This is a genomic window from Bacillus paramobilis, from assembly GCF_038096195.1.
GTDB classification, from domain to species: Bacteria; Bacillota; Bacilli; order Bacillales; family Bacillaceae_G; genus Bacillus_A; species Bacillus_A mobilis.
In genome coordinates this window covers 381,896-406,049 of the sequence record NZ_CP151108.1, presented here as the reverse complement: position 1 = coordinate 406,049, position 24,154 = coordinate 381,896, and the positions used below count along the sequence as shown (strand labels likewise).

Here is a 24,154-nt window from a genome sequence, read left to right as displayed (position 1 = left end):
CGCTTTTCATCAAAGCGAAGCCCTCCTTTTCTTACTTACGCTTTTTCTTTTTCTTCTTGAATCCTGGTACATTTTCGAAGAATGCTTTTTTCTTCTTACCGTTACCATCTTGTTTCCCTGGCTGACTAGCGGACGTGGAAGTGGAAGCAGAAGCTGATCCTCTTCCTTTTCCTTTGCCACCACGGTCGACTTTTCTACCTGTACCACGTTCTCCGCCGCGCTCATTACTGCGCTCGCTACGTCCACCGCGTTTCTTTCTGCCTGTTCTTGGCTGTTCGATAACGACTGGGCGATCTTTGAACTTACGACGAGGCGTACCTTTCATGCCAACGATTTCAAAGTCGATTGCACGCTCGTCTTTGTTTACGTTAATAACACGAATTGTAATTTCGTCTCCGATGCGGAATACGTTACCTGTACGTTCTCCGATCATTGCGAAATGTTTCTCGTCATAACGGTAGTAATCATCCGTTAAGTAGCTAACATGTACAAGACCTTCAATTGTATTTGGAAGCTCTACGAATAAACCGAAGTTTGTTACAGAGCTAATCATACCGTCATACTCTTCGCCGATCTTATCAACCATATACTCTGCTTTTTTCATTTCATCTGTTTCACGTTCTGCTTCAACAGCACGGCGTTCCATATTAGAAGAATGCTCTGCAATTTCAGGTAAGTTTTCACGCCATTTCGCTTGTGTTTCATTGTCGACTTTACCGTTAATGATGTATTCACGAATTAATCTATGAACGATTGTATCTGGGTAACGACGAATTGGTGATGTGAAATGTGTGTAGAACTCAGTTGATAAACCGAAATGCCCTAAGCTATCCGCATCGTAACGCGCTTGCTTCATTGAACGAAGCATTACTGTTGAAATAACTACTTCTTCAGGCTGTCCTTGAACCATTTCAAGAATTTGTTGCAGCGCACGAGGATGTATTTCATTCGCACGTCCTTTTACTGCATATCCGAAGTTTGTTACAAACTCGAAGAAACGTTCCAGCTTATCTTCTTTCGGATCCTCATGGACACGGTACATGAATGGTACGTTCATCCAGTGGAAATGCTCTGCTACTGTTTCGTTCGCAACAAGCATAAATTCTTCAATTAACTTCTCTGATACAGAACGATCACGCATGACAACATCTGTCGGTTTACCTTCTTCGTCTACTAATACTTTCGCTTCTTTAAAGTCAAAGTCAATTGCACCACGGCGCATACGTTTTTCACGTAAAATCTGTGCCAATTGACCCATCTCTTTAAACATCGGTACTAGCGGCTCATAGCGTTTGATTAACTCTTCGTCCTCATCTTCTAAAATGCTTCTTACGTCAGCATACGTCATACGCTCTGTCGTTTTAATCACACTTTGGAAAATCTCATGCTTTACAACATCACCTAAGTTGTTGATTTCCATTTCACAAGATAACGTCAGACGGTCTACTTTCGGGTTTAACGAACAAATACCGTTAGATAGACGATGCGGAATCATCGGAATTACACGGTCAACAAGATATACACTCGTTGCTCTTTCCGCTGCTTCTACATCAATTGGAGAACCTTCTTGAACGTAATGACTTACATCCGCAATATGAACGCCAAGCTTGTAGTTACCGTTCTCGAGCTTCGTTACTGTAACAGCGTCATCTAAATCTTTCGCATCTGCACCGTCAATTGTTACAATCATTTGGTCACGCAGGTCACGGCGATCTTTTAAATCTTCTTCTGAAATCGTTTCTGGTACACTGTTTGCATGCTCCATCACTTCTTCAGGAAATGCTAAAGGTAAATGATGTTTATGAATGACAGATAAAATATCTACTCCTGGATCATTTTTATGACCTAGAATTTGAATAACTTCACCTTCTGCGCTTAAACGATTCTCTGGATAGCTCGTAATTTTCACAACTACTTTATGACCTTCTACAGCACCCATTGATGCACTTTTCAAGATAAAGATATCACTCGTCCAGCGCTTATTGTCAGGTATAACAAATCCAAAGTTTTTCGATTCTGTATATGTACCAACTAGTTCTTTCGTGCCGCGCTCTAAAATGCGTACAATTGAACCTTCTTGACGCGAACCGCTCGATTGGGAACTAAGGCGTGCTAATACAGTATCGCCATGAAGTGCACCGTTTAACTCTGTAGGCGGGATGAAAAGATCATCATCTCCCGTTTTCTTTTCGTCTGGTACAACGAATGCAAAGCCACGTGCATGTCCAATTAACTTACCACGTACTAAATTCATCTTTTCAGGAAGACCGTAACGGTTACTACGTGTGCGAATAACAAGTCCCTTCTCTTCCATCGTTACAAGTGCCTTTACAAAATCTTTAAAGCCCTCAGAACCTTCAATTCCAAATGCCTCTTCTAACTCTTGTATCGTTAGCGGTTTATACGCTTCTTCTCTCATAAATAATAACAACTTATCAATATGTTCTTGTATGATTTCTTCCAAGCAAAAATACCTCCTTTAAACCCTTATATTATTTAGTGTATCCGAAAGATGGGTGATGTATAAAGCGAAACTTCAATCATCTCCCAATGATTTTTTTACAGCTTTCATAAAAAATTCCCTTATGAAAAAAAGAGGCAACTAGATCTTACCAATCTAGTTGCTCCAAGAAGTTATATACATCCTCATGTAGCTCGTCACGTTGCTTATCCAGTGTAATGACATGCGTAGAGTCTTCATACCATTTAATATCTTTTAACGTAGATTCTACACCGTTATAAATAATGTTAGCACTATCTGTATTAATCATTTCATCATGACGTGCTTGTACAACAAATGTTGGTGCATAAATCATATCCACATTGTTACGTACGTCAGCAATTAATTGTTGTAATGCTTTTAATGTATTCATCGGTGTCTGTTGGAATTCCAACATTTCTTGTTCGATTTGCTCTGGTGATTTTTGCTCACGCTTTTTATATTCGCGGGCGTATGCTAATATACCTTGGTACATCGTTTCTTCACTCTTAATATACATTGGTGCACACATTGGTACTACACCTAAAACCGGTACTGTATAACCTAATTTCAAAGAAAATACGCCGCCAAGTGATAATCCAGCAACAGCAATTTTCTCAAAGCCTTTATCTTTTAAAAGCTGATATGCTTCCATTACGTCTTGCCACCAATCTTCAGGACCTGTATGAACAAGCTCTTCTGGTGGTACACCGTGCCCTTTAAAAATTGGCGCATGACAAGTGTAGCCTTTCTTCTCTAAGAAACGCCCTAACATACGTACATCAGCTGAGTTTCCTGTGAAACCATGTAGTAATAAAACAGCGCGGTCTCCACCCTCAAATGTAAATGGTTTCGGAGATGCTAATTTCATCATGTACTTCTCCTCTTTCTCTTCTGTAATCTAGTCGTATTCTTTCTATATCTAGTGTACCATATTTATATTTCTATAATCTAATTAGAAACATCTTTCAAATGGCAAAATAAAAAAGAAGAACCATTAGTACATCTTACTAACGCTTCTTCTTTCAATTCTATAAATTTAAGTACGTAACAGCAATTGTTAATACGAAGAATAGAACAGCTAAAACAATTGTAATACGGTTTAATACCGCTTCAATTCCACGTGCTTTTTGCTTACCAAATAATTGCTCTGCACCGCCTGAAATTGCACCTGAAAGGCCTGAGCTATTACTAGACTGCATAAGTACCATAACAATCATTAAAATCGATACAATAATAAGTAAAACGGATAATAACGTATGCACTTGGCGTACCTCCTACAAAGATTCAGTTATTTTAACTGTAGCATAAATTCTATAGAAAAGCGAGAGCTATAGAGTCGCTCTCGCTTTTCTTCTATTACATAAACATCATTGCAAATAACGGCCCGAGCAAACATGTCAAAATTGCTGTTAATGTCATTGTTACCGATCCAATAACACCTTCATGTTCATTATTTTTCATCGCTCTCATTACACCCATAATATGAGAAGCACATCCAAATCCGATACCTTTACCAACTGAGTTTGTAACGCGGCTCCATTTTAATAAAAGTGGGCCGGTAATCGTTCCAGTAATACCTGCGATAACAACGAAAGCTGCTGTTAATGACGGTACACCACCAACTTGCTCTGAAACACTCATCGCAACTGGCATTGTCACCGATTTTGGTAAAGAAGATAAAATTAAGCTTTTATCTGTTCCCATAAGTGATGCAATGGCAAAATCACTTGCGATTGCAACTGTTGTCCCTACTAATACGCCACCAGCAATCGGTACAACATATTTTTGCAGAACGTGACGTTGTTTATAAAGAGGAATTGCAAATGCTACAACACCGGGTCCGAGCAGTTTTGCAATCCAGCCACCACCGCTTTCCATATAATGTTGATATGGTATATCAAGCATGATAAATAAGAAAGCCATTAATCCTGTTGCTACAAGCATTGGAATGGTGAATGGTGTTGGAAATAATTTATAGATTTTTTTAGATAATTGGTATAATAGCACCGTAAAAAGAACCCAACCGATTCCGATTAATATTTGGCTCATCGCGACTCTCTTTCCTTTCTATTCGCAAGATATTGTCCTGTATGTCCTGCGACAATAATAATTAAAAATGTACTCGCTACAATTGTAATGAAAAGAGAAATTCCTTTACTCATAAAAAAAGCACCGTAATTCATTAGGCCAAGCGTTGGCGGAATTAATAAAAACGGCATAATAGCAACGAGTGTTTCTGCTCCTAAATCGAACCATTTCACTGGAAGGACTTTTAGGCTAAGTAAAACAAGTAAGAGAAACATTCCAATCAAACTTCCTGGAATCGGAATATTTAACACTTCTTGTACCCAAGTTCCAACCATATAAAAGACGTAAAGAGCAGCAATTTGGACAAGAATCTTTGTAAATTTCATGTTCATCATCCCTCATGTTTATACGATCTTCTCTTAATATCTTTATCATAGTATAAATTGTAAAAAGCTGCAATTTATCAACTTGACAGCAAAAACAGCTTATGTTAGACGCTTACAACCTTGATATGACTGGATTTTCGCATAGAAATTAAGTCAAAAACCTTGACCTAATACAAAAAGTTTTTATTTTCTGAATTTATAACGTTGTTATTTCAATAAAATAATCTTTTTATCCTTAAGCTTACATATATATAAAGTGAAACTTTCATTAGTGGTGGTTTTCTTCATCCCCACAATCGGACTTTTACGGGATAAACAAGATAGGTGGTGAACATATGCCCAAAAAAGTTCTTATTTTTTGTGATCCTGGGATTGATGATACGATGGCTCTCCTCTTAGCATTCTTTATCGATGAAATAGAAATCGTCGGCATTGTTGCTGATTACGGCAATGTTCCAAAAGAAATGGCCGTACAAAACGCTCATTTTCTTAAGAGCGAAGCAAAGGATAGAAATATCAAGATATTTGGTGGATCAGAACGCCCACTTACTGGCGCCCCTCCTGCTTTCTTTACGGAAGTACACGGGAAACAAGGACTCGGGCCAATTATTCCAAAGGAGAATGTCACTAACGGAGAAATGGAGAATTTTTTTGAAGTTATCCCTCTTATTGAGCAATATAAAGATGAATTAATCATTGTAAGTTTAGGAAGACTTACCTCCCTCGCAATTTTATTCATCCTATGTAAACAGCTAATGAAGCAAATTAAATCTTACTATGTAATGGGCGGTGCCTTTTTACACCCTGGTAATGTTACACCTATTTCCGAAGCAAACTTTTATGGCGATCCTACTGCTGCTAATATAGTCCTTCAATCCACAGCTAACATGTATATATACCCGTTAAACGTCACTCAATATTCTGTCATTACACCAGAAATGGCTGAATACATTGAAGCAAAAGGAAAAGCCCCACTTGTCAAACCGTTATTCGATCATTATTACTATGGATATTATAAAAATGCCCTACCAGATTTAAAAGGAAGCCCCTTTCATGACACAATACCAATACTCGCTTTACTTGATAACTCTATGTTTACGTATCATAAATCACCTATCGCTGTCATGACGGAATCCTATGCACAAGGAGCAAGCATTGGAGAATTTCGCTCTTTAGGAGAATCTAAACCATTTACTAATTGGCCGAGTCATCAAATCGCAATTGATTTTGATTATAACCGTTTCTTTAAACATTTCATGTCACTTATGACGGGTGAGCAATTTTAACATAAAAAAACAGACCGTGATTTCTCACGGTCTGTCGTTATTTTCTACAATTATCGTTTGATGTTGTAGAAAGATTTGATACCATCGTAAACAGCGATTTCGCCTAGTTCGTCTTCGATGCGTAATAATTGGTTGTACTTAGCAATACGGTCAGTACGGCTCATAGAACCAGTTTTGATTTGGCCAGCGTTAGTTGCAACTGCGATGTCAGCGATTGTAGCATCTTCAGTTTCACCAGAACGGTGAGATACAACTGCTGTGTAACCAGCACGTTTAGCCATTTCGATAGCTTCGAAAGTCTCAGTTAAAGTACCGATTTGGTTAACTTTAATTAAGATTGAGTTAGAGATACCTTTTTCGATACCTTCAGCAAGTTTTTGCGTGTTAGTTACGAATAAGTCGTCACCAACTAATTGTACTTTATCACCGATACGCTCAGTTAATAATTTGTGACCATCCCAGTCGTTTTCGTCTAAACCATCTTCAATAGAGATGATTGGGAAGTCTTTGCAAAGCTCTTCGTAGAAATCAACCATTTCTGCAGAAGTTAAGCCAGTACGGCCTTCGCCTGCAAGGTCATATTTACCAGTTTCTTTGTTGTAGAACTCAGAAGAAGCAACGTCCATTCCTAAGAATACGTTCTCGCCAGCTTTGTAACCAGCTTTTTCGATAGCTTCGATGATTACTTCTAATGCTTCACGGTTAGAACCAAGGTTTGGAGCGAATCCACCTTCGTCACCTACTGCAGTATTAAGACCTTTGTCATGTAATACAGCTTTAAGTGCATGGAATACTTCAGCACCCATACGGATTGATTCTTTGAATGTTGGAGCACCAACTGGTAAGATCATGAACTCTTGGAAGTCTACGTTGTTATCAGCGTGAGAACCACCGTTGATGATGTTCATCATTGGAGTTGGTAATTGTTTTGCATTGAATCCACCAAGGTAACGGTATAATGGAAGACCTACGAAGTCAGCTGCTGCGTGAGCTACTGCCATAGATACACCAAGGATAGCGTTAGCGCCTAGTTTACCTTTGTTTGGAGTGCCATCTAATTCGATCATAGCACGGTCGATACCAGCTTGGTCAGTTACATCGAAACCAACGATTTCTGGAGCGATTGCTTCGTTAACGTTGTTTACTGCATTTAGAACACCTTTACCAAGGTAACGAGATTTGTCACCGTCACGTAATTCTACTGCTTCGTGCTCACCAGTAGATGCACCACTTGGTACGATAGCGCGTCCGAAAGCGCCGCTTTCTGTGTAAACTTCTACTTCTACAGTTGGGTTACCACGAGAGTCAAGGACTTCGCGAGCATAAACATCAATAATTGTTGACATAATAAATTCTCTCCTTTTTATATAAGCAAATTATTTAATAATTGTTTTACCTGTCATTTCTTTCGGTTGTTCCACATTTAAAAGTGTAAGCATTGTTGGGGCGATATCTCCTAAAATACCACCTTCACGAAGCTCTACGTCATTTTTTGTAACGATGAAAGGAACCGGGTTAGTTGTATGAGCTGTCATTGGCTCGCCATCAGCAGTTAACTCCTGATCAGCATTACCATGGTCAGCAGTAATAAGTGCTACACCATCTTTTGCAAGAATCGCTTCTACAACTTTTCCTAAACATTCGTCAGTTGCTTCTACTGCTTTAATTGTTGGTTCCATCATCCCAGAATGGCCAACCATATCACAGTTCGCAAAGTTAAGAATGATAACATCATGTTTATCATTTTCGATTTCATTTACTAAAGCGTCCGTTACTTCGTAAATGCTCATTTCAGGTTTCAAGTCATATGTTGCAACCTTCGGTGAGTTAATTAAGATACGCTCTTCTCCTGGGAATTCAGCCTCACGACCACCGCTAAAGAAGAATGTAACGTGCGGATACTTTTCAGTTTCCGCGATGCGAAGTTGCTTTAATCCCGCTTGCGCAACAACTTCACCTAATGTGTTATCAAGGTTCATTGGCTTAAATGCCACGTAACCATTTACAGTTTCACTGAAATGTGTCATACAAACGAATTCAGGAATGTGAGGTACTTTTTCACCACGATCGAACTCACGGAAGTCTTCGTTTGTAAATACACGAGCAATTTGAATTGCACGGTCTGGACGGAAGTTATAGAAGATAACTGCATCATCATCATTGATTGTTGCAACTGGCGTGTTATCTTCGTTAACAATTACAGACGGCAATACGAATTCATCGTAGATACCATTTGCATAAGAGTCTTCTACACACTCTTCTGCTGATTTATAAGTAGGGCCTTCACCATTCACCATAGCACTGTAACATTTTTCTACGCGATCCCAACGCTTGTCACGGTCCATAGAGTAATAACGACCAGAGATAGTCGCGAATTGTCCTACTCCTGTTTCTTTAATTACTTCATTTGTTGCATCGATATAACCTTTTGCTGTTTGTGGTCCAACATCGCGGCCATCTAAGAATGCATGGATATAAACTTTCTCCACACCTTCTTTTGCTGCTAAGCGAAGAAGAGCAAACATATGGTTCATGTGACTGTGCACACCACCGTCAGAAAGTAAACCGAATAAATGAAGAGCAGTACCTTTTTCTTTTACGCTTTTAATTGCATTTTGGAACGTTTCGTTCTGATCGAACTCACCTTCACGAATTGCAACGTTTACGCGTGTTAAGCTTTGATATACAATGCGGCCAGCACCGATATTTAAGTGACCAACCTCAGAGTTACCCATTTGACCTTCTGGAAGACCCACTTCCTCACCACAAGCTGTAAGCGTTGTGTGAGGGAATTTGTTCCAGTAACCATCAAAATTAGGTTTCTTAGCTTGTGCTACAGCATTCCCATGAGTTTCTTCACGTAGTCCGAAACCATCAAGAATGATTAAAGCTGTTGGCTTTCTCATTTTACCGCCCCCAGAAGACCTAAGAACGAAGCAGGCTCTAAGCTAGCACCGCCAACTAAAGCGCCGTCGATGTCAGATTGTGCCATATACTCTTTAATGTTTTCTGGTTTTACGCTACCGCCGTATTGAATACGAACAGCTTCTGCAGCTTCTGGAGAAACAGCTTCTGCAACAACTTTACGGATGTGCGCACATACTTCGTTTGCATCTGCAGAAGAAGAAGATTTACCTGTACCGATAGCCCAGATTGGCTCATAAGCGATAACAGTTGCTTTAACTTGCTCTTCTGTTAAACCTGCAAGTGCTTTTGTCACTTGACCTGCTACTAGATCAAATGTTTTTCCGCTTTCGCGCTCTTCTAAAGTCTCACCACAACATACGATTGGTGTTAAACCATGTTCAAATGCAGCAAGAGTCTTTTTGTTTACTGACTCGTCTGTTTCAGCAAACATTTCACGACGCTCAGAGTGGCCAAGTACTACGTAGCCTACTTTTAAGTCGCTAAGTGCTACTGGGCTAATTTCGCCAGTGAATGCACCATTTTTTTCGAAGTGCATGTTTTGTGCACCTACTTGTAAATCAGTTCCTTCAGTCGCTGCTACTAAACGCTCTAAGAATAGAGCTGGAGAGCAAACTACTGCATCAACAGCTGTAGCTGCTGGGATTTGACCTTTAACTTCCTCTACGAAGCTAACTGCTTCAGATAGAGTTTTATTCATTTTCCAGTTACCTGCGATAATTGGTTTACGCATGCTTTGCACCGTCCTTTTTCTTTGGCTGCTACTTATTTGTCGTTAAGACAAACTACACCTGGAAGCTCTTTACCTTCCATGAATTCTAATGACGCACCGCCGCCAGTAGAAATGTGGCTCATTTTATCAGCCATACCGAATTTTTCAACAGCTGCTGCAGAGTCACCACCGCCGATAACAGAGTATGTATCTTCTGCATCTGCTAATGCTTGTCCTACTGCTTTTGTACCTTCTGCGAATGGAGTCATTTCGAATACACCCATTGGTCCATTCCATACAACAAGCTTAGAATTTTTAATTACATCTGCATAAATTTCACGTGTTTTAGGACCGATGTCCACGCCTTCCCAGTTAGAAGGGATAGAGTCGATACCTACGATTTGAGTTGTTGCAGTTTCAGAGAATTCCTCTGTGATTACAACATCAACTGGCATGTAGAAGTTTACGCCTTTTTCTTTTGCAAGTTGCATAAATTCTTTAGCTAGTTCGATCTTGTCGTCTTCACATAGAGATAGACCAATTTCATGACCTAAAGCTTTAACGAATGTGTAAGCAAGTCCGCCACCGATGATTAAGTTATCTACTTTGTCTAATAGATGACGAATTACACCAATTTTATCTTTTACTTTCGCACCACCGATGATAGCTGTGAATGGACGTTCTGGGTTAGAAAGTGCTTTACCTAATACATCTAACTCTTTTTCCATTAATAGACCAGATACTGCTGGTAGGTAGTCTGCGATTCCTGCTGTAGAAGCGTGAGCACGGTGAGCTGCACCGAATGCATCGTTTACGAAGATGTCAGCAAGAGCTGCAAATTCTTTCGCAAGTTCTGCATCGTTCTTTTCTTCGCCCGCATAGAAACGTACGTTTTCAAGAACTAATACGTCGCCTTCGTTCATTGCTGCAACCATTTCTTGTGCAACTGGTCCGAATGCTTCGTCTGCTTTTTTAACATCTTTACCAAGAAGCTCGCCTAAACGTGCTGCTACTGGAGTAAGACGTAATTCTTCTACTGCTTGACCTTTTGGACGGCCTAAATGACTTGCTAAAATAACTTTCGCACCTTGCTCTACTAAATATTGAATTGTAGGAAGAGCTGCACGGATACGAGTTTCATCTGTAATTTTGCCTTCTTTCATAGGTACGTTGAAATCAACGCGGCAAAATACACGCTTACCTTTTAAATCTACGTCACGAATTGATTTTTTGTTCATTGGATTTCCCTCCGACTACTAGTTAGGATTGACAAAACCCACTCAAAAGCTTAACACATTTGCTTTTAAAACGAAAGAAGAGAGAGAGGGAACAAACCCTCTCCCTCGTTTTGTCATTGATTACTTATATAATTAAGAATTAAAGACCTTTAGAAGTCATGTATGCAGCTAGGTCTACTACGCGGTTAGAGTAACCAGTTTCGTTATCGTACCAAGAAAGTACTTTAACCATGTTACCTTCCATTACCATTGTAGATAATGCATCGATTGTAGAAGAAGCAGTACATCCGTTATAGTCGATAGATACTAATGGCTCTTCGCTGTATCCAAGGATACCTTTTAATTCGCCTTCAGCTGCTGCTTTGAATGCTGCGTTTACATCTTCAACTGTTACTTCTTTGTCAAGTTCAACAACTAAGTCAACAAGAGAAACGTTAGCAGTTGGAACACGTACAGCGCCACCGTTTAATTTACCTTTAAGTTCTGGTAATACTAATGCTACAGCTTTAGCTGCACCAGTAGAAGTTGGGATCATGTTTTCAGCTGCTGCACGAGCACGACGTAAATCTTTGTGTGGTAAGTCTAAGATTTGTTGGTCGTTAGTGTAAGAGTGAATTGTTGTCATCATTCCGCGTTTTACGCCGAATTTTTCGTTTAATACTTTAGCGAATGGAGCTAGACAGTTTGTAGTACAAGAAGCGTTAGATACTACGTTGTGGTTAGCTGCATCGTATTGCTCGTGGTTAACACCCATAACTACAGTGATATCTTCGTCAGAAGCTGGAGCTGAGATGATAACTTTCTTAACTGATCCACCTAAGTGTTTTTCAGCGTCTGATTTTTTAGTGAAACGGCCAGTAGATTCTACTACTACTTCTACTCCGTAGTCGCTCCATGGTAATTGAGCTGGGTCACGCTCAGCGATAACTTTAATTTCTTTACCGTTAACAACGATGCTGTTTTCGTTAGCAGATACTTCTGCATTTAAAGTTCCGTGAACTGTGTCATATTTTAAAAGGTGAGCTAATGTTTTAGCATCTGTTAAGTCGTTGATTGCTACTACTTCTACCTCAGAGTTGTTAAGAGCTGCGCGGAATACGTTACGTCCGATACGTCCAAATCCATTAATACCAATTTTAGTCATTTGAATTTCCTCCTTGGGGGATTATATTAAAGGGTAATACCCTTTGTTAACTGTTTTGCTGCACCTTCATCTGTAATTAGAATTGAAGTGTGCCCTTGTTTAATTACAGCTTGTATTGCCTTTGCCTTTGAAGAACCTCCAGCGACTGCAACAACGTGAGATACATGTTGTAAATCCTCAAGTTGCATACCAACTGTTCTTACTTTATGAACAACATTTCCTTGTTCATTAAAGTAGTAACCGAAAGCTTCGCCTACTGCTTCGCTTGCTTGAATCTTTAACCAATCTGCTTCTGAAGTATTTCTGCGACGTGCCATTGTTAACGCATCACCTATTCCATGAATGACGATATTGGAAGATCGAATCAACTCAAGAACTTCTTTCACGGAAGGCTCTGTCACAATAGACGCATATGCTTCGCTACTAACATGGTCTGGAACATACAATAAGCGATAATTACTCATCGTATTTTGCGCCATCTTGGCACAAATGGTATTGGCTTCTAATTCGACACCTTCTCCAATTCCACCACGTGCTGGGACAAATAGCATATGTAAATCTTTGCAATCAAGCTGCATCATGTCCGCAGCAGCAGCTAGCGTAGTTCCTCCAGCCACAGCAACGATATTATTCGCTGTCAGACGGTCTTTTATACAAGTCACACAAGCACGGCCCATCTCCAGTTTGACCCAAGGCGATTCATCACTATCACCAGGGACAACGAAAACTTCATCCAAGTCTAATGTTTCCTTAAGTTGCTTTTCTAAAACCTTTAACCCGGAAATTTCTTTCATAAAGTCTTCCAAAGCAAGAACTAAAGCTGTTCCTTCTTCTGTCAAAGTCATTCCAGAAGAAGCGACGTGAACTAAGTTTTGTTCTTTCAAAACTTGAACTTCACTTCGCAATACTCGTTCTGTCATACCGAGACTTGCTGACAAATTTCTTCTTCCAATCGGCTGCATGAGCCTAATGTATTGAAGAATTTGCATTCTCGTTTGCATAACAGGTAGCAGATCAGGTAATAATTTTTTTGTGTTCTGAATCCATGAGCGCATATCTTTTCTCCTCACTACATTGGTTCATTTTTCCTTGTGGTCACTTTTCGTCCCGTAGTGACATTTTGCGTCCCACATAGGTTAAAAAAATAATCCCTGCTACGTGTATTATTGTAACAGGAGATAGAAACTTATTCAACTCTTAACTGCATTCTTTATATAGTTTATTATGACACCTTTGTGAATGTTACCATATTCCACCTGTTTTCCGCCTATTTCTACAACCGGAATCATTAGGTGATACTTTTCTAAAAGGTCATTATCTTCATATATATCTATTTCCTCAATATGAAAAGAATATTCACATTGTACTTCCTGTAAAACTTGTTTCGCCTGCACGCAAAGACCACAATCTTTTTTTGTATACAGTACAACTTTCATTTTCTTCACCTATCCGATCGTTTTTCGCAATGACGACGCTGGAATGTGCATTTGTTCTCTATACTTTGCCACTGTTCTTCGAGAAATAACGATTTCATGCTCTTCTTCTAATAATTTTGAAATCTTTTGATCTGAAAGTGGCTTTTTCTTATTCTCTGCCTCAACAAGCGTTTGGATAAATCGTTTCACACGCTTTGTAGAAACTGCTTCATCTTCAGTAGTCGAAACAGCATTACTAAAGAACGATTTCATCTCAAATAAACCGTGTGGTGTTTGCACATATTTATTTCGCGTTGCACGACTAATTGTAGATTCATGCACACTTAACTCTTCCGCTACCTCTTTTAAAGCAAGTGGCTTTAAATGTTCTGGACCTTCCCAGAAGAAATCATGTTGTTTTTCCATAATAATGGTCATCACTTGCAGAAGCGTTTGTTTTCTCTGTTTTAAGCTGCGCATAATCCACTGCACATGCTGATACTTTTCTGATACGTAAGATGCTACTTCACTTTCACTATTATTCAGAAGCGCACTATACTCAGAATGAATTTCAATTCTCGGCATATTTCTCTCGTTCATTTGTAAAACGAGACGATCACCATCTTTTTTCACCGCCATATCAGGCACGATATAAAGTGGTTTATCAGAAGAAAACGCAAGACCTGGTTTCGGCTGTAATGACGTAATACAGTTCACCGCCGATTGCAATTCTTCATTACTACACTTCAACACTTGAACGAGCTTTCGCCAATCTTTCTTCACGAAATAAGCGAAGTGATCCTCTATAACCTCTTCCGCTAATCCATTCCGTCTTTGTAAGCGCTTCAATTGTAAGGTTAGACATTCCTGAATATTACGCGCCCCTACCCCTGCTGGCTCGAGTGATTGGACAAGCTCTACAGAGCGGTCGACTACATGAAGCGGTGCGGAAAGGAGATCTGCTAACTCTTCGTTCGTTTCTTGTAAATATCCATTTCCATCCATGTTCATAATAATGAAAGAAGCTACCTTTCGCTCTTCTTCATCTATTTTATAATACTGTATTTGATTTAATAAATGTTGCTGAATCGTTGTAGAATCCACACTGTAGATTTCCATCTGATTCTCGATTTGTTTGCTGGTACTTTTACTGTTGTTAGAGCTCTTTTTCTTCTCCCTCTCAAAACCACCTAACTCAATAAGGGGATTCTCTAACGATTGCTCATACAAAAACTCCGATAATTCTTGTACATTATACTGGAGCATTGTAATCGCTTGCCTTAACTCTTGTGTCATTGCCAAACGTAAGCTTTGTTCTTGTAAAAGACTTGCCTTCAAACTAATCTCCCCCTTGTTTCTATTGTACAATAAGTTTGGTAAAAGGAGAATCCTATGACAGACACCCATTCCAAAATATTATTAATTTATATGTATTAATGAGATTTACAACTTACAACTGAAATTTGAATAATATTGAAAGAAAATAATAAACCGAAAAAGTTATTATCAAGTACTAATAGTAAATCTTATTACTAGATATAACAAGAGGGAAATAAAAAAGTCCTAACCTACAATACGTAAGTTAGGACTTTTTGACGCGCCCAGAGGGATTCGAACCCCCGGCAGACGTGGTACCGGAAACCACCGCTCTATCCGACTGAGCTATGGGCGCATGATTATAGAAAACACTTCATTTTCTTTCCATAATAATAGCAATAAAATCCATCTAAATCAATAAAAATATCCCCGTAATCCTTTATACACCTTAGTTAGTAGTATATTAACCAGGCACTCTCCCCTAAATTTTCCAATCATAAATTTACCCCAACTCACAAATTATAACCTTTGAATTGATATTCCAAAGGGGGCTTCATTCAATGACTGTAATTACAAAACTAAAGCAAACTGTTTCTGGATTAAAAAGTGCACAAGCGAGCTTAGAGGGATTCGCTCTTGATACGGATAACCAACAAGCAAAGCAACTTTTCCAAACAGCTGCAGAGCAAACGCAAACGATTATCGATTCTTTAAATCCACGCGTTGAAGAAGTCCAACAAGAAGAACCACAATACTCACAGCAATAACGTATTCGTCATGCTGTGAAATAGAAAAAGGATGATATGCAGTCATCCTTTTTCTATCACATTACATATTGCAATAGAAATGGAATGATAATCATGCGAAAACTCGGCCTCATAACCGCGTTATTTGCCCTTCTATGTAGCTCTTTTACCGGATGTGATAATAGTCCCTTAGATAAAAAAGTGAAAGAAGAAGCAAAACGAACGGAGAAAGAGAAAGGTCCCAAATTAACAAAGACGAGTACGGAATCCTTTAATCAATCTATATCACAAGGAGCCAAGAAAAGGGCTCTCGCTATGGATGAAATTATAAAAAGCACAGCAGTGAATTCAAATTTAGATCTCTACATAGCAGTTACACCGGAGCACCACGAAAGGTTTGGATTAAAACCTTTACGTAAGAAGCTTCAAAAGCAGCTAAGTGATGAACATCCTACTTTCGATGTTCGTGTAAGTACAGATAAAAAAATCTTTATGTTACTCGAAAAGCTTGAAAGAAAGATTAAGGAAAAAAAAGTATCTAAAGATGAGATTAATAAGCAATTAAAACTCATCGGAAAAAAAATGGAGTCTAACACTTAACGCTTTTTAAAAGAAAAGGAAGGATCGCAATGTCTAGTAAAGATAAGAACTTAACCCCTGTACAACAGGAGTATAAAAAATTCGAGCAAGAACGAGAACCGAAGCGTCCTGTCTTGAAAAATTGTATAAAAGCCTTTTTCGTCGGTGGTTTTATTTGCTTCATCGGACAACTCATTTCTACTTTTTACATCACATATTTTGATTTCACTGAGCGTTCCGCAGGAAATCCAACAGTCGCAACTCTTATTTTCATCTCCATGTTGCTAACTGGATTCGGTATATATGACCGCTTTGGGCAGTTTGCTGGAGCAGGCACAGCTGTACCCGTTACTGGATTCGGGAACTCTGTTATTGCCGCATGTATCGAACACCGAACTGAAGGGTTCGTACTCGGCGTTGGAGGAAATATGTTTAAATTAGCCGGTTCTGTTATTTTATTTGGTGTATTTTCAGCTTTCGTCATCGCACTTATTAAAACGATTCTCGTTCAATGGGGAGGGCTATAAATGTTACAAGGACACCGAACGTGGGTATTTGAAAATAAGCCCGTTATTATTTCAACAGGAGTCGTTGGTGGACCGTTTGAAGCAAAAGGGAACATTCCAGAAGACTTCGATATCCTTCATGAAGATTTATGGCTCGGACAGGATTCCTATGAAAAAGCCCATAAAATTTTATTCGAAGAAGCTTGTAGCCGTGCTACTGAAAAAGCCAAGCTTCGTAAAGACGATATTCAATTTGTACTTGCAGGAGATTTAATTAATCAAATCACTCCAACAAGCTTTGCCTGCCGTACACTCGGAACACCATACCTCGGATTATTCGGAGCATGTTCTACTTCAATGGAAGGCTTAGCACTCGGGGCAAGCATTGTAAATGCAAAAGGCGCAAAATATTTATTAACCGGGGCATCCAGCCATAATGCCGCTGTAGAAAAACAATTCCGGTATCCAACTGAATATGGCGGCCAAAAACCTCCTACCGCACAATGGACAGTAACCGGAGCTGGCGCAGCTATTTTAAGCGACACTGGACATGGTCCTAGAGTAACATCTGCAACAATCGGACGAGTGATTGATATGGGATTAACAGATCCTTTTAATATGGGTGGTGCGATGGCCCCAGCGGCTGTCGATACGATTGAAGCTCATTTACGCGAACGACAAATTGACGCCTCTTATTACGACTTAATCGTAACAGGTGACCTTGGACATGTCGGTCGCGAAATTGCCTACGACCTACTACATAAACACGGAACAAAAGTAACGAGCGAACAATTCCAAGATTGCGGGATCATTATTTACAGAGACGGACAACCAGTCATAGCTGGGGCAAGTGGACCAGGATGTTCCGCAACAGTTGTGTACGGTCATTTATTAAACCGAATGAAAAGAGGAGAGTTCAAAAAAATACTTGTCGTTGCGACAGGCGCTTTACTATCTCCACTTACATTCCAACAAGAAGAAACGATTCCGTGTATCGCTCATGCCGTTTCGATTGAATTTGGAGGTGCAACGCAATGATTTTTTTCTGGGCTTTCGTCATTGGTGGACTCATATGTGTAATCGGACAACTTATGTTTGATGTCGGCAAATTAACACCCGCTCATACAATGGCAACACTTGTTGTTGTCGGCGCTATACTGGACGGATTCAACCTGTATGAACCATTAATTGATTTTGCTGGAGCCGGGGCAACTGTACCTATTACAAGTTTCGGTAATGCCCTCGTTCACGGCGCAATGGAAGAAGCTGCAAAACATGGCATCGTCGGCGTCATCACCGGTATGTTTAAAGTAACGAGCGCCGGTGTATCAGCAGCTATTATTTTCGGCTTCATTGGTGCATTGCTATTCAAACCGAAAGGATAAGGTGTTCGTATGACAGTTATCGCTAGCGTTAAAACCTGCCTCGCTAGTGTAAGAGGTGCTCAAGCAAGTTTAAGCTCTCTTTCACTAAATTCACAAGACGCGGAATCAAAACGTGTATTTCATGAATGCATGTTAGAAATGGACAACATCATCACTGATTTACAGAATAGAGTTTCAGTATTAGAACGTGAAGAACCTCAATATAAAGGGTTTTAAGTAGACTGGAGGAAATGACTATGTCTCACCTGCCGGAATGGACACTTGTCATTCTTCGCTCTGTATTCATATTAATTATTTTATTCGCTATTACAAAATGGTTAGGGAAAAGACAAATCTCTCAGCTCTCCTTTTTTGAATACATAGCCGGAATGACAATCGGTGACATTGCTGCCCAAGTATCTACAGGGCTCGATTCAAAATTTTTCCACGGCGTCTTTGCGATACTCATTTTCGCTGTGGTACCTTTTTTAACAGGAATCCTCTCTTTAAAGAACAAAACAGCTCGAGATTTTTTTGAAGGAAAATCTACCGTACTAATAAAAGATGGAAAGATACTTGAAGACAACTTAAAGAAAGAAAAATATACAAGTGACGAATTACTGGAACTTCTTCGCGGAAAAAATGCTTTCAGCGTAGCTGAAGTCGAATTTGCTGTCTTAGAACCAAGCGGAGAATTAAATGTACTATTAAAGAAAGATTCTCAGCCACTTACAGCAAAAGACATCGGCTTAAAAGTACCAAATGAAAAAGAACCACAAACTGTTATTATGGATGGAAATGTCTTAGATGAACCTTTATCCTCAAGCGGACATAACCGTGCTTGGTTACATTCTGAACTAGAAAAGCTCGGTGTTGTTATTGAAAATGTCTTTCTCGGTCAAGTGGATTCATATGGGCAACTTACTATCGACATTTATAATGACAAACTACAAATGCCTTCTCCTCAAAACAAGCCTTTATTATTAGCATCTTTAAAAAAATGTCATGCTGATCTTGAACTATTTTCCCTAGAAACAAAGTCGAAATCAGCAAGCGAAATGTATAGTAAAAACGCGAAAAACATCGAAAAGATTTTAAATAAAGTAACCTATCTTTTAAAAGAATAAATATCGAAAGAACGCTGTAGTAAAAAGGCGTTCTTTTCTTTTTTTCTACAGTTTTTATAACGTTTAAATTTATGTAATTCGGTTATGATGTTGAAGATACATAAGCAGGGAATTTCAAAAACATAGCGAATATTTCATGGTACAACTACATATTTTTTTGATTTAAAGTGGTTTCGTTTGACCTTTATTGACCATAATTGTATTATAAGACTAAGAAAGCTTTAGAAGGAGGAAATAACAGATGAATTTAATTCCTACAGTAATTGAACAAACAAATCGTGGAGAACGCGCTTACGATATTTACTCTCGACTATTAAAAGACCGCATCATTATGCTTGGTAGTGCAATTGATGACAACGTAGCTAACTCAATCGTTTCCCAGCTTTTATTCTTGGAATCTCAAGATCCAGAAAAAGATATTCACATCTACATCAACAGCCCTGGTGGTTCTATCACAGCAGGTATGGCAATTTACGATACAATGCAGTTTATTAAACCACAAGTATCAACAATCTGTATCGGTATGGCTGCATCTATGGGTGCATTCTTACTTGCAGCAGGTGAAAAAGGAAAACGTTATGCACTTCCAAACAGTGAAGTAATGATTCACCAACCACTTGGCGGAGCACAAGGTCAAGCGACTGAAATCGAAATCGCTGCAAAACGTATCCTATTCTTACGTGAAAAACTAAACCAAATTCTTGCTGACCGCACAGGTCAACCACTTGAAGTACTACAACGCGACACAGACCGCGACAACTTCATGACAGCAGAAAAAGCTTTAGAATACGGTTTAATCGATAAGATCTTTACAAATCGTTAATAGATTTAAAGCGGAAGCGGCTCGTTTAGAATGGGAGGAGGATGGAGCTTCTGACAAAGAGGTGCTTTTTACCTCGTCGGAAGAAGCGAAGCCACCGACCATTCTAGCCGCTGGAGCTAGATAGATTTAAAGCGGAAGCGCCCTATAACAGGGCGCTTTTTTTATAGTGTGGCCTCCGCACTCGCATACCCCAGCCTCCCAATAACAAACAACAAAACAAAAAAGCTATCGCACATGCGCGATAACTTTTTATTGCATATATGCAGCTAATGCTTCTAAAGCCTCTTCTGCATCTGAACCTTCTGTTGTAATTGTTATCATGCTACCAGTTCCAATTGCTAAGCTCATAATCCCCATTATGCTCTTTGCATTCACTGTCTTTCCATCTTTCTCGATAAAGATATCCGCATGAAAGCGATTGGCCTCTTGTACAAACAACGCAGCCGGACGTGCTTGTAAACCGTTTTTTAATGAAACCTTAACTCTTTTTTGAACCACAGCTCCATTTCCCCTTTAACCTCTTATTTTTTTGCTACCGTTTCCCCCGCACGTAATTTCTCTGCAATCTCATCGATTTTACGCAAACGATGATTAATACCCGATTTACTAATTTTCCCCCCGGATACCATCTCGCCTAACTCTTTCAATGTTACATCTTGATAATCTCTTCGTAATTGTGCAATTTCTCGCAGTTTATCTGGCAATATATCAAGACCAACTGTCTCATCAATATAACGGATATTTTCAATCTGCCTTAGCGCTGCACCAATTGTTTTATTTAAATTGGCTGTTTCACAGTTCACTAAACGATTTACTGAATTACGCATATCGCGAACGATTCGAATGTCTTCAAATCTTAAAAGTGCATTATGAGCACCTATAATATTTAAAAACTCCGTAATCTTTTCTGCTTCTTTCAAATACGTAATGTACCCTTTTCTTCTTTCCAACGTCTTACTATTTAAATCAAATCCGTTCATCAGTTCACATATAGCATCATTATGTTCCTTATATAACGAAAAGACCTCTAAATGATAAGATGATGTTTCTGGGTTATTTACTGAACCACCTGCTAAAAATGCACCGCGTAAATACGATCGTTTACAACATTTCTTCTCAATCAATTCTTGTGATATATTTCGGATAAATGAAAAGTCGTCTCGAACAATATGAAGATCAGCTAATATTTCACGAGACTTCTCAACAAGCCGCACAATATATACATTATTTTTCTTCAATCGCATTTTTTTACGAACAAGTAATTCTACCGTCACGTCATATCCTTTTTTCAAAAGCGTATAAATCCTTCTTGCAATTGCCGCATTCTCCGTTTGAATATCGATAGATAGACGACGATTTGAAAAAGAAAGCGATCCGTTCATTCGAAGTAACGCTGATAATTCTGCTTTCTCACAGCATTCCTTCATCTCAAGATTCGTCAACTCTTTCTTTGTTTCTGATGCAAATGACACAGTCAACACCTCCTTATACGATTACTTTGGAACAAAAATCTTGTCCTATATGAAAGGATGAGCGTTACCTCAAACGAGGCAACGCACATCTACAACAGTGAATATAAAATAGAAGCTAGTTTTAATGTATCGTGCCTTACAACACGATCATCATACTTCGCTAATTGATCTTGAATGACATCAATATTGCTCTCTGCAAAACGCTCTTCATCTACTACAACTGGTGCCGACATTTCTTCCTCATATAACTGACGTAATTCACAAGGAATATCACGGTTATTTACAATTGCAGTATCGATAAATGGTTTACCTAAATGATCATGTAACGCCTGCACATGGTCAAACGCAGTATATCCCATCGTTTCACCAGCTTGCGTCATAACATTACACACATATACCTTCTTTGCTTTTGCAGCAAGAACAGCGTCCCCAATTTTGTTAACAACTAAATTCGGTAATATACTCGTATACAAACTTCCTGGACCAAAAACAAGTAAATCAGCTCGTTTAATCTCAGCCAACGTTTCATGTAACGGCTCTACATCTTCTGGAGTTAAAAAGACGCGGTTAATCTTCTTTCCGTAATAAGGAATCTTTGATTCACCTGTTACAATTTCTCCATCTTCTAGTTCCGCATGAAGTACCGCACTTTGATTCGCTGCCGGTAACACACGTCCTCTGACGTTTAATACTTTACTCGTTTCCGTAATCGCATGGAAAAAGTCTCCTGTAATCGAGGTCATACCCGCCAATAATAAATTTCCTAACGCATGACCTTTCAGACCGTCTCCCGTTGTGAAACGATGCTGGAATAAAGCTTCCACCAGCGGCTCTACATCTGATAACGCAACAAGTACGTTACGAATGTCACCTGGGGGTGGAATTTCTAGCTCATCACGTAATCTACCTGAACTGCCACCATCATCCGCGATTGTAACAACTGCTGTAATATCAACTGGATATTGTTTTAATCCTCGTAATAAAACAGAGAGTCCAGTACCGCCTCCCATGATAACAATTTTAGGTTTTCTCTCCTTTTTCATCCCTTAATGGCCCTTTCTCTTCTCCACATCACGATGAGATACATGAACGCTATACTCTGGTTTCAAATGTTTCCCAAGGTATTCTGTAAGCGTAACAGAACGATGCTGTCCACCTGTACATCCAATTGCGATTACAAGTTGACTCTTGCCTTCTCTTTTATAATGAGGCAGCATGAAAGTAATAAGATCCGTCAATTTCTCTAAAAACTTATGTGTCTCATTAAATTTCAGCACATACGATGAAACTTCCTCATCTAGTCCTGTTAATGGCTTCATATGTGGAATGTAATATGGATTTGGTAAAAAACGAACATCAAATACTAAATCTGCATCAATTGGAATACCGTACTTAAATCCAAATGACATAACATTTACACGAAATGCTTGCTCAGTTTCAGTTGAAAACAGATGAACAATTTTTTCACGTAATTCTTTCGGTTTTAAATCCGATGTATCAAGCACAATATTCGCTCGTGCCTTCATATCAGTTAATAAGCTGCGCTCCATTTCGATTCCCTTTAACGGCAAACCAGTTGGTGCAAGTGGATGCGAACGTCTCGTTTCTTTATAACGCGTTACAAGCGTGCCATCTTTCGCATCTAAGAATAAAATATGAGGAATAATCCATGTGCGTTCTGATAAATCATCAAGTGCTCCCCATAAATGTTCGAAAAACTCTCGGCCACGTAAATCAACGCCAAGTGCTACTTTATTCATTTTTCCTTTTGAATCCGCCATAAGCTCAATAAACTTTGGCAATAACATCGGTGGTAAATTATCAACACAGAAATATCCTAAATCTTCAAAACTTTGTAAAGCTACTGTCTTTCCAGCTCCAGACATTCCTGTAATAATTACCATTTTTATATCATTATTCTCTGTCATCGTATCCTCTCCTTGACGGTTTAACTCGGATCTAATCGATATGAAAGCAACTCAAAATCTGGGGTATATACAAATGTACCGTAGATTATGCCATTTCCTTTAATTAAATAATCAATAATGTGATAATCTCCTGGCGCCATTGCTAAATCATCAATTTTGTCAAATGTATGCCAACCAATGATGCCTTCTTCGCTCTCTAGTTTGTTTTCTCCTGCAAAATCTGTCGCTAAAAAGGAGAACATCATCCATTCAGAAACAACTTTATCACCTTCTTGGATGACAAAGGTGAAGACCCCTTTTAACGCTGGGTTCTTTAAATAAATACCTGTTTCTTCACGATACTCGCGAACAACGGAATCTCTTACAGTCTCACCACGCTCCATTTTCCCGCCTGGTGCAACCCACCAATTTCGGCGAGGTTTTTGGAGTAAGAGCACTTCATTATCTCTAATTAACACACAGTTTGTCACTCTTTGCATGTTTCTTCACCTCAGCTACTTGCAGTAAATTTCTCACTGCATACTCATTTCATTATACTATCAAAAACAGTTTGCTACAACGAAGGAGCCAGTCCCCTTTCGCTAAGTACTGATACTCAACAATTTTAAAAAAGCTTTCTAGAACAAGCAATGTAAATGCCTAGACTTTCAATGAATAGCATGAAAAATCCCCTTAA

General features: G+C 39.1%; 27 protein-coding genes and 1 tRNA gene. 9 read left to right on the top strand and 19 right to left on the bottom strand.

Going from position 1 to position 24,154, the window contains the following annotated elements; genetic code table 11:
- Positions 1–31 precede the first annotated feature (31 nt).
- From rnr to AABL52_RS01915, 5 genes are all read right to left on the bottom strand, one after another.
- Positions 32–2,419 carry a ribonuclease R gene (gene rnr / locus AABL52_RS01935; protein WP_423250476.1) on the bottom strand — a complete coding sequence of 796 codons (2,388 nt, stop codon included), beginning with the start codon at positions 2,417–2,419 and terminating at the stop codon, positions 32–34.
- Positions 2,420–2,609: 190 nt separating this feature from the next.
- Positions 2,610–3,350 carry a carboxylesterase gene (gene estA / locus AABL52_RS01930; protein WP_161940854.1) on the bottom strand — a complete coding sequence of 247 codons (741 nt, stop codon included), beginning with the start codon at positions 3,348–3,350 and terminating at the stop codon, positions 2,610–2,612.
- A gap of 160 nt (positions 3,351–3,510) precedes the next feature.
- Positions 3,511–3,744: a preprotein translocase subunit SecG gene (gene secG, locus AABL52_RS01925; RefSeq protein WP_000557263.1), complete on the bottom strand. Its 234-nt coding sequence runs from the start codon at positions 3,742–3,744 to the stop codon at positions 3,511–3,513.
- 94 nt (positions 3,745–3,838) lie between these two features.
- The gene (locus AABL52_RS01920) at positions 3,839–4,531 is read right to left on the bottom strand and encodes an LrgB family protein (RefSeq protein ID WP_000078299.1); all 693 of its coding nucleotides are present in this window, start codon (positions 4,529–4,531) and stop codon (positions 3,839–3,841) included.
- On the bottom strand, positions 4,528–4,896 hold the full coding sequence (locus AABL52_RS01915) for a CidA/LrgA family holin-like protein (protein ID WP_000673225.1): 369 nt from the start codon (positions 4,894–4,896) through the stop codon (positions 4,528–4,530). Before AABL52_RS01915 ends, AABL52_RS01920 begins: the two co-directional genes overlap by 4 nt.
- Positions 4,897–5,231: 335 nt before the next feature.
- On the opposite strand from AABL52_RS01915, the gene AABL52_RS01910 reads away from it, so the two are divergent.
- A complete protein-coding gene (locus AABL52_RS01910) occupies positions 5,232–6,182 on the top strand; it encodes a nucleoside hydrolase (RefSeq protein WP_341518817.1) in 951 nt (316 codons plus the stop codon).
- Positions 6,183–6,232: 50 nt separating this feature from the next.
- Here the strand turns inward: AABL52_RS01910 and eno are convergent, their stop codons facing one another.
- From eno to AABL52_RS01865, 9 genes are all read right to left on the bottom strand, one after another.
- Positions 6,233–7,528, bottom strand: coding sequence for a phosphopyruvate hydratase (eno, locus tag AABL52_RS01905; protein WP_000103948.1), 1,296 nt, complete (start codon positions 7,526–7,528; stop codon positions 6,233–6,235).
- Between the two features lie 30 nt (positions 7,529–7,558).
- Positions 7,559–9,088, bottom strand: coding sequence for a 2,3-bisphosphoglycerate-independent phosphoglycerate mutase (gene gpmI / locus AABL52_RS01900; RefSeq protein WP_061666152.1), 1,530 nt, complete (start codon positions 9,086–9,088; stop codon positions 7,559–7,561).
- Complete coding sequence (gene tpiA, locus AABL52_RS01895) at positions 9,085–9,840, bottom strand: triose-phosphate isomerase (RefSeq protein WP_001231046.1); 756 nt, start codon at positions 9,838–9,840, stop codon at positions 9,085–9,087. The genes gpmI and tpiA overlap by 4 nt, the downstream gene beginning before the upstream one ends.
- 32 nt (positions 9,841–9,872) lie before the next feature.
- Positions 9,873–11,057 carry a phosphoglycerate kinase gene (locus AABL52_RS01890; protein ID WP_001036332.1) on the bottom strand — a complete coding sequence of 395 codons (1,185 nt, stop codon included), beginning with the start codon at positions 11,055–11,057 and terminating at the stop codon, positions 9,873–9,875.
- A 139-nt stretch (positions 11,058–11,196) separates the two neighbouring features.
- Positions 11,197–12,201, bottom strand: coding sequence for a type I glyceraldehyde-3-phosphate dehydrogenase (gene gap / locus AABL52_RS01885; RefSeq protein ID WP_000161234.1), 1,005 nt, complete (start codon positions 12,199–12,201; stop codon positions 11,197–11,199).
- 26 nt (positions 12,202–12,227) lie between these two features.
- Positions 12,228–13,256: a gapA transcriptional regulator CggR gene (cggR, locus tag AABL52_RS01880; RefSeq protein WP_001258183.1), complete on the bottom strand. Its 1,029-nt coding sequence runs from the start codon at positions 13,254–13,256 to the stop codon at positions 12,228–12,230.
- A 135-nt stretch (positions 13,257–13,391) separates the two neighbouring features.
- Positions 13,392–13,637, bottom strand: a complete 246-nt coding sequence (locus tag AABL52_RS01875; protein WP_000869732.1) for a glutaredoxin family protein — start codon at positions 13,635–13,637, stop codon at positions 13,392–13,394.
- Between the two features lie 9 nt (positions 13,638–13,646).
- On the bottom strand, positions 13,647–14,954 hold the full coding sequence (rpoN, locus tag AABL52_RS01870; RefSeq protein WP_000647948.1) for an RNA polymerase factor sigma-54: 1,308 nt from the start codon (positions 14,952–14,954) through the stop codon (positions 13,647–13,649).
- 258 nt (positions 14,955–15,212) lie between these two features.
- Positions 15,213–15,288: transfer RNA gene (locus AABL52_RS01865), tRNA-Arg, on the bottom strand.
- Positions 15,289–15,493: 205 nt separating this feature from the next.
- On the opposite strand from AABL52_RS01865, the gene AABL52_RS01860 reads away from it, so the two are divergent.
- From AABL52_RS01860 to clpP, 8 genes are all read left to right on the top strand, one after another.
- Positions 15,494–15,700, top strand: coding sequence for a DUF1657 domain-containing protein (locus AABL52_RS01860; RefSeq protein WP_000216160.1), 207 nt, complete (start codon positions 15,494–15,496; stop codon positions 15,698–15,700).
- A gap of 93 nt (positions 15,701–15,793) precedes the next feature.
- On the top strand, positions 15,794–16,279 hold the full coding sequence (locus AABL52_RS01855; RefSeq protein WP_001228535.1) for a YhcN/YlaJ family sporulation lipoprotein: 486 nt from the start codon (positions 15,794–15,796) through the stop codon (positions 16,277–16,279).
- Between the two features lie 29 nt (positions 16,280–16,308).
- Positions 16,309–16,785 carry a stage V sporulation protein AC gene (spoVAC, locus tag AABL52_RS01850; protein ID WP_000095399.1) on the top strand — a complete coding sequence of 159 codons (477 nt, stop codon included), beginning with the start codon at positions 16,309–16,311 and terminating at the stop codon, positions 16,783–16,785.
- Positions 16,786–17,802: a stage V sporulation protein AD gene (gene spoVAD, locus AABL52_RS01845; RefSeq protein ID WP_000938978.1), complete on the top strand. Its 1,017-nt coding sequence runs from the start codon at positions 16,786–16,788 to the stop codon at positions 17,800–17,802. It begins immediately after the preceding gene.
- Complete coding sequence (spoVAE, locus tag AABL52_RS01840; RefSeq protein ID WP_000575922.1) at positions 17,799–18,149, top strand: stage V sporulation protein AE; 351 nt, start codon at positions 17,799–17,801, stop codon at positions 18,147–18,149. Before spoVAD ends, spoVAE begins: the two co-directional genes overlap by 4 nt.
- A gap of 9 nt (positions 18,150–18,158) precedes the next feature.
- The gene (locus AABL52_RS01835) at positions 18,159–18,365 is read left to right on the top strand and encodes a DUF1657 domain-containing protein (RefSeq protein ID WP_000215904.1); all 207 of its coding nucleotides are present in this window, start codon (positions 18,159–18,161) and stop codon (positions 18,363–18,365) included.
- Positions 18,366–18,385: 20 nt separating this feature from the next.
- Positions 18,386–19,255, top strand: a complete 870-nt coding sequence (locus AABL52_RS01830) for a DUF421 domain-containing protein (RefSeq protein WP_097845439.1) — start codon at positions 18,386–18,388, stop codon at positions 19,253–19,255.
- A gap of 241 nt (positions 19,256–19,496) precedes the next feature.
- The gene (gene clpP, locus AABL52_RS01825) at positions 19,497–20,078 is read left to right on the top strand and encodes an ATP-dependent Clp endopeptidase proteolytic subunit ClpP (RefSeq protein WP_001049162.1); all 582 of its coding nucleotides are present in this window, start codon (positions 19,497–19,499) and stop codon (positions 20,076–20,078) included.
- Positions 20,079–20,327: 249 nt separating this feature from the next.
- Here clpP and AABL52_RS01820 read toward each other — a convergent pair whose 3' ends face one another.
- The 5 genes from AABL52_RS01820 to AABL52_RS01800 all read right to left on the bottom strand — a co-directional run bounded on the left by AABL52_RS01820 (position 20,328) and on the right by AABL52_RS01800 (position 23,957).
- On the bottom strand, positions 20,328–20,576 hold the full coding sequence (locus tag AABL52_RS01820; protein WP_341518816.1) for an HPr family phosphocarrier protein: 249 nt from the start codon (positions 20,574–20,576) through the stop codon (positions 20,328–20,330).
- Between the two features lie 23 nt (positions 20,577–20,599).
- Positions 20,600–21,550, bottom strand: coding sequence for a DNA-binding protein WhiA (whiA, locus tag AABL52_RS01815; protein ID WP_000006564.1), 951 nt, complete (start codon positions 21,548–21,550; stop codon positions 20,600–20,602).
- A gap of 89 nt (positions 21,551–21,639) precedes the next feature.
- A complete protein-coding gene (locus AABL52_RS01810; RefSeq protein ID WP_000712183.1) occupies positions 21,640–22,593 on the bottom strand; it encodes a gluconeogenesis factor YvcK family protein in 954 nt (317 codons plus the stop codon).
- Between the two features lie 3 nt (positions 22,594–22,596).
- Positions 22,597–23,478 carry an RNase adapter RapZ gene (rapZ, locus tag AABL52_RS01805; RefSeq protein ID WP_000138462.1) on the bottom strand — a complete coding sequence of 294 codons (882 nt, stop codon included), beginning with the start codon at positions 23,476–23,478 and terminating at the stop codon, positions 22,597–22,599.
- A 20-nt stretch (positions 23,479–23,498) separates the two neighbouring features.
- Complete coding sequence (locus tag AABL52_RS01800) at positions 23,499–23,957, bottom strand: NUDIX hydrolase (RefSeq protein WP_001190080.1); 459 nt, start codon at positions 23,955–23,957, stop codon at positions 23,499–23,501.
- Positions 23,958–24,154 lie beyond the last annotated feature (197 nt).